Here is a 13,577-nt window from a genome sequence, read left to right as displayed (position 1 = left end):
GCTATTCACTGAATGTGAATAACTACACCATTTTAACGAATCAAGAGTGAAAGTACAAAATGGCCAATTTTCGACCTCACTTCAAGGGCTTCGGGTAATAAATTGAACAGAGGAAACACATGGGGCATGTTAGGGTAAAAGCAGCCCGTTATCTCACCACCACAGGCTTTTATTTGGGCGACTAAACGTTCAGAATCTTGCAATAATAGCTCCCGCGTACCCGCAATCACTAAGATAGGCGGCAGGTCTGCCAAGTTCCCCTGTAAGGGGGAAACTTTTGCCGACATAGGATCGGCCCCCGCAAGATAAGCGCCACGTAAGCGCAGCAATGCCTCTATGGTGAAGAAGGGATCGTCGGCTGCGAGTATCAACTCAGTATCCCCCGTAAGTGCTAAGTCTAACGCGGGCGATAGCAAGATACAGGCGGTCGGTAAAGGCAGGGCTAAACGCTTTAATTCCAGCAACAAGCTCAAGGCTAAATTGCCGCCCGCCGAGTCACCCATGAGGATCAAATTCTCCGTGCCTTTCAGCTCAATTAACCGTCTATAGGCTTCAAGTACATCATCAAATGGCGCGGGGAAAGGATACTCAGGTGCGAGACGATAATCAGGAATATAAGCATCTAATTGACAACGCTGGCAGATATCTGCGACCAGTCTTGCATGGGCATGGGGCGTTTTAAAACAGAAGCCTCCGCCACGGATATAAAACAGACTTCCAAGGCGAGAAGGTTCGTTGAGAAGCACATAATGTAACAAGTTTGAGTGTTGTAAGGGGATGGTAGCGCTGACTAACTTATCCGGCCAAGGGAGCCAACGTCTATCAAGCTCAAGCAACTTTTCACGCACTTGCGCTAAGGGCATTTTGGCCTGTCCACGACTGATGGATGGCCTAGCGACATAGGATAAAATGGTATTTAGTACAGATGCTTGCCAACTTGGCATATCCCTTCCTCTACTTAAACGCCGCAATCATGGCGCTACGTAGCAGACCGAGGATTACAGCAGATCTAACTTCCTATAGTTTTGTGCTTTTAAGCGCAGTACTTCTTGCTCATTTAACTCATAATAATCAAACATTAAGCGCTTTTCTTGGGGATCGATTTGACGCATTTCTTCGAGCAATACCACCTTAGCATAACAGTTTGCCCGCGCGACTAATGCCGACTGAGGCGACAATTCTCGATAGCTTAAGGTTTGGTCTAACTCCTTTAACAACCGAGTTAAGGGACTCGCTTCAAACTTAAGTAACTCTAATAATTGCCAATTAAGTTTAAGGCCATGGCTTAACACTTGTTCAAACACGGCCTTAGCAGGAAACTCAGTGGCAATCACCGCATCATACACTTCCTTATCACGGCTGCTACTGGCTTCTCTTATCCAAGATCCCCATGTTTGGTCGAATAAACGGGCACTTAAACTCAATACAACGGATGTGCCTAACTGATTAAGTAAGGCACTACTATAAACCAAGGCTGAGTCAGTATTATGAAGCTGAGCTAAAGCATTTGCCGCTATGCCACTGACTATGCTGTAGCGCCATAATTTACGGGTAGTCCATAACAACTTAGCATTGCCACTAGGAAGCCAATTTCGCAAACAAAAGTAAGGGATAATGGTGCGAAGGTTTTCGATACCGATGTAATTCATCACTAATTTGATATCAGTGACCCGCACATCTGAGCTCTGAGACCGGCGAGCGCGAAAAGATGGGCTGTTGACCATGTTGGTTAAGTCGCGGCACAACCAATTTAAGCTACTGATCAATGGCCTTAATCGCGTTGCATCGAGATTTTTTGCCAGCAATAATTCCAACAAGAGGATTTGCGACTCATTGATATCTGACTTAGCCAAAACAGATTCAGGGGACGCGAGTTGATGCTCGATGGCGTTAATGACAGTTTCATGCAACTGGCTCGATACGGCTTCAAACACTTCTTTAGCTTTAATTTGTTTCATCAAACGCACCAAAATGGCTTCGCGTTCAACATCTAACTTATTTGCATCGGCCTCTAATTCAAGGTCGAGTTCATCCAAAAGAGTCGGGCTCGCTTTTTGCTTTCCGAGGATCAATTGTTGATAGAGTCTATGTTCTATCTCTATAATTTTGCCGGGTCTTACACCGCCCGCAACCGAAATCGCCACTATAAATCTTTCCTATATCGCTAATGCCCGAGTGACGTCAACACAATCAAACTCTCAAAATCATTACAATTTCAGCACATACACTTAATCTTAGCAATAATGCAAAGTCGCAGAACGCAAACAAAGAGTTATATCGGATATTTCCTAGTCAGTTACCCAATAAAAAGGCCTCGACTAGGAGACCTTTAAAAGAAATCGAACTGAATTATTTAAGTTCTTGTTCAAATAACTTATAGATGCGGCGGTATTCATCTAACCAGCTAGAAGGTTGACGGAAACCATGGGGCTCAACAGGATAAATCGCCATTTCAAAGGTTGGTTTTTCCAGTTCAATGAGGCGCTGTACCATACGCACACTGTCTTGGAAGAAAACGTTGTCGTCCATTACGCCACTCATGATAAGCAGTGGTTTAGTTAATCCTTGGGCATGCTCAATCGGAGAGCTGCGCTCATAGGCGATAGGATCGACATCAGGCGTATTTAAGATATTAGAGGTATAAGGCGCATTATAATGTGCCCAGTCCGCCACAGGACGCAATGCAGCTCCAGCTTGGAACAAGTCCGGCGCGGTAAACAAAGACATAAACGTTAAGAATCCACCGTAAGAGCCACCATAAGTACCGACACGCTTAGTATCGACATGGGTATGAGTCGCCATCCACGTTACGCCATCCTTTAAGTCTTCCACTTCTGGATGACCCATATTGCGATAAATAGCGGTGCGCCAATCTCGGCCGTAACCTTTAGAGCCACGGTAATCCATGTCCATCACAACATAACCTTGTTGAGTCAGCAGGTTGTGGAACATAAACTCGCGAAAATAACCGCTAAAACCATAATCGGCATTCTGCAGATAACCTGCGCCGTGATTGAAAATAACCGCAGGATATTTCTCAGCGCGGGACTTATCATAGCCTTGCGGCAGATAAACTCGAGCGTACACATTGCCAGCACCATGATTTGAAGGTACAGCTACCACTTCTGGCGCTTGCCATGGGTAATTTTTGAAGGCATCACTGGTATAAGACGTCAGCTGCTTTAACTCGCCGCCAATAGGTTGAACATAAAGCTCATTTGGCTGAGTACGGCGTGAGGCATTGAGTAATAGCTGAGTGCCATCGGGGCTTAAGCTGTAATCTAAGTTGCCATCCCACTGGGTTAGTTGCTCATTTTTACCTGTGGCAAGATTCACGCGGTGAACGTTATAAATGCCGGGGTGACTCTGGTTCGCTTTGTAATAGATGTAATTGGCATCCGGTGACAGCGTAATATCACTCACCACAAACTTGCCTTGGGTTAACGCACGCGGCTTTTCGCCTTGAGCTTTAATATAAAGCTGCGAATAACCGGACTCTTCTGACAAGTAATACAAGGTATCCGTATCCGGTAACCAACCGAATTGGTTGTAGTCGTAATTCACCCATGCATCATCATGCAAACGATGTTCGGTAATGAATTTACCCTTAGCAAGATCGACACTGGCGATCCAGCGATCTTTGTTATCAGTTGCTTCTAGCATCAGGGCTAATTTATTTTCCGACTCATGCCATTGAATCGCACTCTGAGTCCAGCCCCAATCCTGCATCAACTGAATTTTACGTGGCGATTTAGTACTTTGATAAGTTTCGCCTTTCGCTTTAGCATTTTCAGCTTTCACTTTGGCTAGCACATCTTCATCAAAACCAGTAAGGCCCTCGATTGTGATATCGACTTTTTTATGTTGTTTTAAATCAAGCACAACAAAACGTTGCCCTGGTGGCGTATCTTCAGCCACGCGCGCACGCACTGGCACAGGGTCGATATAACCTTCGCTACCTAAGTAATTAGGCATGATGTCGTGTTCGCTGCTACCTGTGTAATTTTTATCTGTAAGCGCAACTAAAATATAGCGGCCATCGGGTGATAAACTCAGCTCTGACACCACTTCGCTATCGCCTAAATACCAAGTGCTGGCGGCGAGCGTTGGATCGTTTTTTTGTAATTCATCTTGGTACTGCGCTTTAGCTTTAGCATTTTCTTGCTGCATCGCTACATACTGAATCAATCTGTGCTGTTGTTTCGCAATATAAGACGTCGGCTCTTTTACCGCTTCTGGTGCTTTCGCCATTTTAATTTCAGCAAGTTGCTCGACTAAGCCTGAATCTTGATGAATTTGGAAAACATTGTCGCCCTGCCAATAGGCAATATCGCCATTATTGAGATAACGCACACCATCGATGGCGGTGCGCTGGCGAGTCAATTGGCTGATCTTACCCGTGCTTAATTGCTTAACAAAAATGTTGCCTTGATATAGGTAAGCCTTGTGGGACTTAGTGCGATCAAACACGCCAAACTGCTGATCTGCCGCATATAACTTATCGAGAGCTAGCTCGACGGCGCGGCTGTCATTGATGCCTTGCTGATAATAGCTACGCAGAGGTGAAGCACTCGCTTGGCGGGCAAATAGCACGCTTTGGCTATCGTCGCTCCAGTAAGCCTCTTTGGCAAAGATCCCCATCCAATCAGGATTTGCCATAATTTGATTAAGCGTAAGCGCCTGTGAAACTTGTGGCGGTTGGGCTAAGGGAACTTGGAATGCTGGCGGAGCTATTACGGGAGTTGCAGTTTCAGTCGATGTCGCTGCGCACCCTGCCAATACGGCAACCGCTAACGCACTAAAACCCAAATTTCGCATTACGCTTCTCATTTATCCTTCCTTTTATTGTTATCGCAATGGCTAAATGACCCAGTCTACTTATCTGCTGGTTTCGCCTATTCGCGTAGTTTTGCGGCAGTTATAGCATAGTTAATCGCTAAACTTGCTTAAAAGAAGGATAAATCTTGTAACAGAAATTGATAGTGTGGAGAGTTTTTAAGGCGAGGAAATTATACGGGCACAGCCGGTTGCGCTAAAAAATTGGCTAACAGTTCGAGACCTTGCTCGGTGAGAATTGATTCGGGATGAAATTGCACCCCATAAAGCGGTAAGTCTTGATGGCTCATGGCCATGATTTCTCGGCCGTGAATTGCATCGTCAAACCAAGCATCGAGTACAAAACCTTCAGGCACAGCATCAACCAGTAACGAGTGATAACGTGTCACGGTTAAAGGCTGATTTAATCCCTTAAATAACCGCTGGCCAGTGTGCGTAATGGCACTGACCTTGCCATGCATTACCCGTTCGGCACGCACTACATTGGAACCAAAAACCTGTGCCATCGCCTGATGCCCTAAACAGACACCTAAGATTGGCATGCGCGCAGCAAAATGTTCAATCGCCGCGAGGGAGATCCCCGCCTCATTAGGTGTGCAAGGTCCGGGCGAAATCACCAGATGAGTCGGCGCAAGCGCCTCTATGTCGGCTAGGCTAATTTCGTCATTACGCTTAACCACTATCTCTTGCCCTAGCTGCTGAAAATACTGCACTAAGTTAAAGGTGAAAGAGTCGTAATTATCGATTATTAGCAACATACAAGATCCATTGGTCTAAATGGGTAAAGGTAACGCATATCTAACGGATGAATGCGGGCGCAAATGCTATCACACCTTGTACTTAAGGTTTAACCAATTGTGGGGATTAAAATACAGCGACAAAAAAGCCAGTCATTAGACTGGCTTAGTTTTTAAACGACTTGGGCATTTCACCACAGTTATTTAACCACAGTTAAATGACTGCGACGCTTAGGAGGCTCATCTGTCGGTTCAAACGCTTTATCTGTTGTTTCAACAACAGATAAAGATGAATCGACTTCATCGTCCATCAGGTAAGCATCTTCGATATCGAAGACAGTGCCAGCACCGTTTTCACGGGCATAAATAGCGACAATCGCCGCCATTGGCAACATCACCTGCTGAGGAACACCACCAAAACGCGCATTGAACTCCACACACTCATTGCTAATTTGCAAATTGCCCACTGCGCCAGCAGCAATATTCAACACTATCTGGCCATCCTTCACGTATTGCTGCGGTACTTGAGTGCCTTCAACAAAAGCATCAACCACAACGTGAGGAGTCAATTGGTTGTCCATCAACCAATCATAGTAAGCCCTTAGTAAATAAGGACGATTTGGAGTCAAAGGTTTCATTACATACCCATACGCATTTCGCGTTCGGCTTCAGTTAAAGAAGCTTTAAACGATTCACGCTCAAAAATACGTGTCATATACGCTTTGATATCTTTAGCTACACGGCTATCTAGCTCAATACCTAATACAGGTAAGCGCCACAACAATGGGCCAAGGTAGCAATCCGCTAGACCAAATTCTTCGCTCATGAAGTAAGGCACTTCACCGAAGATAGGCGCAATTGCGATCAGGCTTTCAGTCAACTCTTTACGAGCCGCTTCAACACGATCACCTTTACGGATACGGTCAACGAGCGAATACCAGTCAGTATCGATGCGATGCATCATCAAACGGCTTTGGCCGCGAGACACAGGATAAACTGGCATCAAAGGCGGATGAGGAAAACGCTCATCCAAATATTCCATGATAATGCGTGATTCGTATAAAACGAGTTCACGGTCTACCAAAGTGGGCACTGAGTTATATGGATTTACTTCGAGCAAATCCTCAGGCATTTCGTTAGGGTCGACCTGTAAAACATCAACAGTAACCCCTTTCTCAGCTAACACGATACGTACTTGATGGCTATACAGATCATCAGCACCTGAAAACAGTGTCATGATAGAGCGTTTGTTGGCAGCAACAGCCATTGATACCCTCCAGAATCGAAATAAAACAAAAGTAAACGAGGGGCAAAGCCCCCCGTTTACACTATGCGGATATTACATTTTACCCGTTATTGGTGCCTAGTGTACATCTTTCCAATACTCTTTCTTCAAGAGGTAGGCCACAATAAAGAATATAAATAGGAATCCGAGTACCCACCAGCCCATAGCTTGACGCTCTAGCTTAACAGGTTCAGCCGAATAAACTAAGAAGCCTGTGATATCACGTACTGCTTGGTCGTATTCTTCCGCATTCAATTTACCGCCAGTCACCACAATAGTGCCATCTTCTTGTTTAACTGGTGTGCCTTGTAACTCTTCGAGTACATGTGGCATACCAACAGATGGGAATACTGTGTTATTCACACCAAATGGGCGACTTGGATCTTTATAGAAGCCTTTCAGATAGGAATAAACCCAATCTTCACCACGCACACGAGCAACTAAAGTTAAGTCTGGCGGTGTAGCACCAAACCATTTAGCAGCATCTTTAGGTGGAATAGCGTTTTGCATCAACTCACCAATTTTAGCATCGGTGAACATATACTTATTACGCATATCATCCGCAGAGATACCGATATCGGTCGCTACACGTTCATAACGTTGATACTGAGTGCTGTGGCAACCAGAACAGTAATGTTGGAACAGGTCCACACCACGCTCTAAAGAAGCTTTATCATGCAGATCAACATTGGCATCTTCTAAATGAATTTTATGTCCGCTCGCGGCCATAGCCAACGTCGGCAACAAGGTAACTAATGCAATCAATAATTTTTTCATTAGTGTGTCAACCTCGCTGGAACAGGTTTAGTTTTTTCATTCTTGCTGTATACCCACAGCGCCACAAAGAAACCAAAGTAAGTGAAAGTAAACACCTGTGCAACTATCGTCAGCGTCGGTGTGGCAGGCACTACCCCTAAATAACCCAATACTATGAAAGATATAGCAAATTGGGCAATATTCAGCTTATGTAGCGTACTACGGTAGCGAACTGACTTCACTTTACAGCGATCTAACCAAGGCAATACGAACAGCACTGCAATCGACAGACCCATCATTATCACGCCACCCAATTTATCAGGCACAGCACGTAAAATGGCGTAAAAAGGAGTAAAGTACCAAACGGGTGCAATGTGTTCAGGAGTCTTCATCGAGTTAGCCGCTTCAAAGTTTGGCTTTTCAAGGAAGTAACCACCGCCTTCAGGAATAAAGAACAACACATAGCAGAACACTATCAGGAAGCCCGCGACGCCCATGATGTCTTTTACAGTGTAATATGGGTGGAATGGAATACCGTCAACTGGCCAGCCATTTTCGTCTTTGTTCTTCTTGATTTCGATACCGTCAGGGTTGTTAGAACCCACTTCATGCAGCGCAATTAAGTGTAAAAACACGAGTACGACTAATACTAGCGGCAGAGCAATAACGTGCAGCGCAAAGAAACGGTTCAGCGTTGCGCCAGAGATCACGTAGTCACCACGGATCCACAGGGTTAAGTCGTCACCAATAACTGGAATCGCACCGAACAGAGAGATAATTACCTGCGCGCCCCAATATGACATTTGACCCCATGGCAGCAAATAACCCATAAAGGCTTCGGCCATCAGCACGAGGAAAATTAACATACCGAACAGCCACAGTAGTTCTCTAGGCTTCTGATATGAACCGTAAATTAAACCACGGAACATGTGCAGATAGATCACAACGAAGAAGGCTGATGCACCCGTTGAGTGCATATAACGCAGTAACCAACCGTATTCAACATCACGCATTATGTATTCAACAGAGGCAAATGCGCCTTCTGCTGTTGGTACATAGTTCATCGTCAACCAGATACCTGTCAGTAATTGGTTAACCAATACCAACATCGCTAGCGAACCGAAAAAATACCAAAAGTTAAAGTTAGTTGGCGTAGCGTACTGGCCCACGTGACGGTTATAAGTCGCCGTCATTGGGATACGCGCATCAATCCAATTAATTAAATTCTTAACCATTACGCCACTCCTTTATCTACACCGATAATCACGGTGCCATCATCAACATATTGATGTGGAGGGATAACTAGGTTCAATGGAGCAGGTACGCCTTGGAAAACGCGACCAGCCATATCGAACTTAGAGCCATGACATGGACAGAAGAAACCAGAAGTGACACCTTCAACTTGCTCACCAAATGAATCTGGCAAATAAGTAGGTGAACATCCGAGGTGGGTACAAATACCGACAGCAATAAAATACTCTGGCTTGATTGAGCGCAAAGGATTTGTTGCATAATCAGGCTGCTGCATCTCAGCAGAAGCAGGATCTCTTAACTTATCATCATGTGTTGGCAGTTCATTGATCACAGCATCTGTGCGACGGACAACCCATACAGGTTTTCCACGCCACTCAACACGGATCAGCTGACCTGGCTCTACTTTACTGATATTTACTTCGACCGGTGCACCTGCAGCTTTCGCTTTGGCACTCGGATTCCATGACTTGATGAAAGGAACCGCTACAGCGACGGCACCAGCACCACCTACTACGGCGGTTGCGGCTGTCAGGAATCTGCGACGTCCGGTATCGACTGGCGCATTGCTCATCCACTTATCTCCCAGAGGGTGTTGGAATTTTTATATTTCAAAGACTTTCAGCCCTTAGTCATCACTAGGGTCAAAAATCGAAGTTTGAAGCGGGGCTCATTATAGCTAAAAATTAGAAGCAGATCATAGTGAAAACACGCAAGTAAGTTAGGGAGATTGCGTGTTTTTTAAAAAAAGCCTAAAAAAGACCCAACTATTAACCCATTTTAATTCATTTGGATCATATTTTAAGCTTCTTGTCTGTGACATCGGCATAAAGCATGCATCGCTAATATAAATTAGCCCAGACTTTTCAAACTAAGTTAACAATCGCCAGATAAAAAAATAGGCCCTGAGTAACAGGACCTATTCAATCAATACTTTTAATGCATTACTTCTTAGGTGCAGTGCTCTTCATATACTTGAAGAACTCGCTATCAGGCTCTAACACCATAATATCGGACTTGCCTGAGAAGCTGGCTCGATAAGCCTCTAAGCTACGAACAAAACCGAAGAACTCAGCATCTTTGTTGTAAGCATCAGAATATATCTTCGCTGCTAACGCATCCCCTTCACCTCGAATGGTTAAGGCTTTACGTTCAGCTTCGGCAATCTTCACCGTCACATTAGCATCTATTGTTGCACGAATAATTTCAGACTGTTCTTTACCTTGCGCTCTATGCTCTTTTGCCACAGCTTGACGCTCTGCACGCATACGCTGGTAAATACTGTTACTGACGTTAGCCGGTAGATTGATTTGCTTTACACGCACATCAACAACTTCAATACCTAAGTCTTTTGCACTTTCTGAGGCATTGGATAACGCATCATTTTGCAGTTCATCACGCTTACCAGAAACAATCTCTCTAATAGTGCGACGACCAAACTCTGTGCGTAAATCGTTGTTGATCTTACGTTGTAATAGCGATTCTGCATTCGACTTAATACCACCGTTTGTAGACAGGTAATATTTTTCGAAATCCATAATGCGCCACTTCACATAGGAATCGACCATAAGGTCTTTCTTCTCTGAAGTTACAAAACGATCAGCTGCACCATCAAGTGTTTGAATACGAGCATCGAGTAATTTTACTTTATCGATCACAGGCACTTTCATGTGCAGGCCTGGGCCGTAGACGCGGGTGACTTGCTTACCGTCAACGTCGTCTTTTAAAATTTCACCGAAACGCGCCACAATAGCGCGCTCGCCTTCATTCACCACCATTAAAGATGACAAACCAATACCTAAGAGCACGGCGATAAGAATAACGCTTAATCTACCCATGGATTACTCCCTCCCTTGGCGAGTACGATCATCGCGGGATGGACGTCCACTCAAAGGCTCATTCGCGCGAGTCGTTGATACAGATGAAGAATTAACATTTTGCTGTGGCTTAGCTTCCAGCTCATTTGTCGCAGGCTTCTGCTGAATTAACTTATCTAGCGGTAGGTACATTAAGTTGCCGTTGTTCTTAGCATCAATCAGCACTTTATTCGTATCTGTCATCACTTGCTGCATTGTATCAAGATACAAACGCTTACGAGTCACTTCAGGCGCAGCTTGATACTCTGGTAATAACAACTCAAAACGAGCCACTTTACCGCGAGCTTCTAAGACTTCACGCTCTTTGTAAGCATTCGCTTGTTGCGCCATACGTTCAACTTCACCACGAGCTTTTGGTTCAATTTCACGGGCATAAGCTTCAGCTTCACGAATAAAACGTTGTTCATCTTCTTGGGCAGAAATCGCATCATCGAAGGCGTCTTTCACTTCTTCTGGCGGACGGGCCGGTAAGAAGTTAACGTCAACAACAGCAAGACCCAATTTGTACGGTTCAAGAATGCGCTCTAACTCTTTCCAAGTATCGCGACGAATAGCATCACGGCCCGTAGTCAGAATATCATCCATCTTGTTATGTCCAATGACATAACGCAGTGCACTGTCAGTCGCTTCACGCAAACTGGCGTTCGCATCGACGGCACTAAATAGATATGAGTAAGCATCTAAAATACGATACTGAACATCAAGCTCAACTTTCACGACGTTTTCATCGGATGTCAGCATGCTACCAGACGCAGGAATAGAGCGAACCGATTGAATGTCGACGGGATAAATTTGGTCGATAAATGTGGCTTTCCAATGAAGTCCAGGGCCAATTTCGCCAGCGTGTTTACCAAATCGCAGTGCCACACCACGCTCAGCTTCTTTAATTGTATAAAAACCCGAAAGTCCCCAAACAACTACAGCAACAGCAAGAATGATGATTAGGCTAAACGAACTAAAAGACTGGCCTGAGCCATTTCCTTTGCCGCCAAAGCGCTTTGAAAGATTACGAAAAACCTCGTCAAGGTCCGGTGGTCCTTTGTCGTTACCACCTTTATTTCCCCAAGGATCATTACCCTTGTTACCGGGCTCGTTCCAAGCCATTTAGCACTCCATAAGTGGATGAAATAAATTAGATTATTAACAAACAGCTTCATCTATCGAATCTTCGAAGATGAAGGTTTCTAACTCACCCTGACTCTGTTTTGTTAATCGGCGCCAATCGGCGTCCGATAAACGAACAGACAAAATACAGTTCCCCAGATCGTCGTACTCTTTCTGCTGTATCGCATCCAGTCGATAAAACTGGCCAAGATAATGTCCAGCAGTTGCCGGAATTCTAAGTGTTAGCTCTTTAATCACCTCACCAATAAGCTCAGTGATGGCTTTCAATAGCAAATCAAATCCTAAACGCTTCTGTGCTGAAACCCAAACTCGAACGGGTTTGCCTATGTCGTTATATTCAATTCTTGGCGTCACATCTTCGAGTAAATCGATTTTGTTACAGACCACGAGTTGCATGACTTCATCGGCTTGGATGTCTTTCAGTACAGATTGAACCTGATCAAAATTATCCGCCATGTTTTCATCTGCACAATCAACTATGTGTAGTAATAACTCAGCTTGCCTTGTCTCTTGTAAGGTTGCCTTAAATGCAGCAACGAGATCATGGGGCAAATGACGAATAAACCCTACAGTATCCGCTAATATCACGGCACCATCAGGTAAATCTAACTTTCTTAGCGTAGGATCGAGTGTGGCAAATAGCTGATCTGCAGCATAAACATCAGATGATGTTAGAGCATTAAACAGCGTTGATTTACCCGCGTTTGTGTAGCCGACTAATGAAACTGTCGACAAATCACTACGCTTACGTGCACGTCGACTCTGTTCACGTTGCTTATCAACTCGCTCTAAGCGTTTGTTGATATTTTTAATTCGTCCTCTGAGCAAACGTCTATCGGTTTCGAGCTGGGTTTCCCCTGGACCACGTAAACCAATACCGCCCTTTTGCCTTTCAAGATGCGTCCAACCACGGATCAGGCGAGTCGACATATGGCGCAATTGCGCTAGCTCCACCTGTAACTTACCTTCGTGAGTTCGCGCTCTTTGGGCAAAAATATCGAGAATAAGTGTCGTACGGTCGAGCACACGACACTGACACACTTGCTCAAGATTACGCTCTTGGGCTGGACTCAATGCATGATTAAAAATCACCACATTGGCTTCAGTCGCCGCCACTAATGCAGCTAACTCTTCGGCTTTACCAGAACCCACAAAAAATTTGCGATCCGGTGAACGTCGACTTCCAGTAATCACCCCGACTGATCTTGCCCCAGCTGATTCTACTAATAGCTGCAGCTCGACTAAATCTTCTCGGCGTTCCTCATCGGAAAAGTCGATATGGACAAGAACCGCAGTTTCTCCCGCCTCATAACGATCAAACAAGAAGCAAACTCCTCAGATAATAATTATTCGCCACTAGGCGCATCATCTTGAGCACCATATCCGCCTTGGGCATTTTGGTGACCAGTAACGTTGAATGGGCGTGCTGGCACGACAGTAGAAATAGCGTGTTTATAAACCATTTGGCTCACTGTATTTTTCAACAGAATGACAAATTGATCAAACGACTCTACCTGTCCTTGGAGTTTAATGCCGTTAACCAAGTAAATTGATACAGGAACGCGCTCGCGACGCAATGCGTTCAAAAATGGGTCTTGTAAAGATTGCCCCTTAGCCATTTTATTATTTCCTTTTTAATTTATATAAAATAAATCGATATCAGTGATAGTTTTTTGTTTAGTTTTAGTATTATACAGCAAGGGCTAATAA

Annotated in this window: 13 protein-coding genes; all 13 read right to left on the bottom strand. The window is 44.7% G+C overall.

Features of this window, described 5'->3' with window-relative positions; genetic code table 11:
• Positions 1 to 32 precede the first annotated feature (32 nt).
• The 13 genes from L5L77_RS04365 to hfq all read right to left on the bottom strand — a co-directional run bounded on the left by L5L77_RS04365 (position 33) and on the right by hfq (position 13,486).
• Positions 33 to 944: an alpha/beta hydrolase gene (locus L5L77_RS04365; RefSeq protein WP_263184501.1), complete on the bottom strand. Its 912-nt coding sequence runs from the start codon at positions 942 to 944 to the stop codon at positions 33 to 35.
• 54 nt (positions 945 to 998) lie between these two features.
• Complete coding sequence (locus tag L5L77_RS04360; protein WP_263192090.1) at positions 999 to 2,144, bottom strand: HDOD domain-containing protein; 1,146 nt, start codon at positions 2,142 to 2,144, stop codon at positions 999 to 1,001.
• Positions 2,145 to 2,349: 205 nt separating this feature from the next.
• Positions 2,350 to 4,830, bottom strand: coding sequence for a prolyl oligopeptidase family serine peptidase (locus L5L77_RS04355; protein ID WP_263222151.1), 2,481 nt, complete (start codon positions 4,828 to 4,830; stop codon positions 2,350 to 2,352).
• Between the two features lie 179 nt (positions 4,831 to 5,009).
• Positions 5,010 to 5,594: an anthranilate synthase component II gene (locus L5L77_RS04350; RefSeq protein WP_263192086.1), complete on the bottom strand. Its 585-nt coding sequence runs from the start codon at positions 5,592 to 5,594 to the stop codon at positions 5,010 to 5,012.
• A gap of 179 nt (positions 5,595 to 5,773) precedes the next feature.
• A complete protein-coding gene (locus L5L77_RS04345) occupies positions 5,774 to 6,211 on the bottom strand; it encodes a ClpXP protease specificity-enhancing factor (protein ID WP_263192085.1) in 438 nt (145 codons plus the stop codon).
• Entirely contained in the window at positions 6,211 to 6,840 is a 630-nt protein-coding gene (sspA, locus tag L5L77_RS04340; protein ID WP_006080065.1) for a stringent starvation protein SspA, read from the bottom strand. The genes L5L77_RS04345 and sspA overlap by 1 nt, the downstream gene beginning before the upstream one ends.
• A 96-nt stretch (positions 6,841 to 6,936) precedes the next feature.
• Complete coding sequence (locus L5L77_RS04335; RefSeq protein ID WP_105250273.1) at positions 6,937 to 7,635, bottom strand: cytochrome c1; 699 nt, start codon at positions 7,633 to 7,635, stop codon at positions 6,937 to 6,939.
• Complete coding sequence (locus L5L77_RS04330; protein WP_105250274.1) at positions 7,635 to 8,849, bottom strand: cytochrome b; 1,215 nt, start codon at positions 8,847 to 8,849, stop codon at positions 7,635 to 7,637. Before L5L77_RS04330 ends, L5L77_RS04335 begins: the two co-directional genes overlap by 1 nt.
• The gene (gene petA, locus L5L77_RS04325) at positions 8,849 to 9,439 is read right to left on the bottom strand and encodes a ubiquinol-cytochrome c reductase iron-sulfur subunit (protein WP_006080059.1); all 591 of its coding nucleotides are present in this window, start codon (positions 9,437 to 9,439) and stop codon (positions 8,849 to 8,851) included. Before petA ends, L5L77_RS04330 begins: the two co-directional genes overlap by 1 nt.
• Before the next feature lie 370 nt (positions 9,440 to 9,809).
• Entirely contained in the window at positions 9,810 to 10,703 is an 894-nt protein-coding gene (gene hflC / locus L5L77_RS04320) for a protease modulator HflC (RefSeq protein ID WP_113939145.1), read from the bottom strand.
• Positions 10,704 to 10,706: 3 nt separating this feature from the next.
• Positions 10,707 to 11,846 carry an FtsH protease activity modulator HflK gene (hflK, locus tag L5L77_RS04315; RefSeq protein WP_028761770.1) on the bottom strand — a complete coding sequence of 380 codons (1,140 nt, stop codon included), beginning with the start codon at positions 11,844 to 11,846 and terminating at the stop codon, positions 10,707 to 10,709.
• A 36-nt stretch (positions 11,847 to 11,882) separates the two neighbouring features.
• Positions 11,883 to 13,190 (bottom strand): ribosome rescue GTPase HflX, encoded by a 1,308-nt coding sequence (hflX, locus tag L5L77_RS04310; RefSeq protein ID WP_028761769.1) that lies wholly within the window; start codon positions 13,188 to 13,190, stop codon positions 11,883 to 11,885.
• Between the two features lie 23 nt (positions 13,191 to 13,213).
• On the bottom strand, positions 13,214 to 13,486 hold the full coding sequence (hfq, locus tag L5L77_RS04305; RefSeq protein WP_006084207.1) for an RNA chaperone Hfq: 273 nt from the start codon (positions 13,484 to 13,486) through the stop codon (positions 13,214 to 13,216).
• Positions 13,487 to 13,577: the final 91 nt, after the last annotated feature.

It is taken from the genome of Shewanella sp. SM29 (assembly GCF_025654245.1).
Taxonomy (GTDB): domain Bacteria; phylum Pseudomonadota; class Gammaproteobacteria; order Enterobacterales; family Shewanellaceae; genus Shewanella; species Shewanella oncorhynchi.
This window is presented reverse-complemented; position numbering and strand designations above follow the sequence as displayed.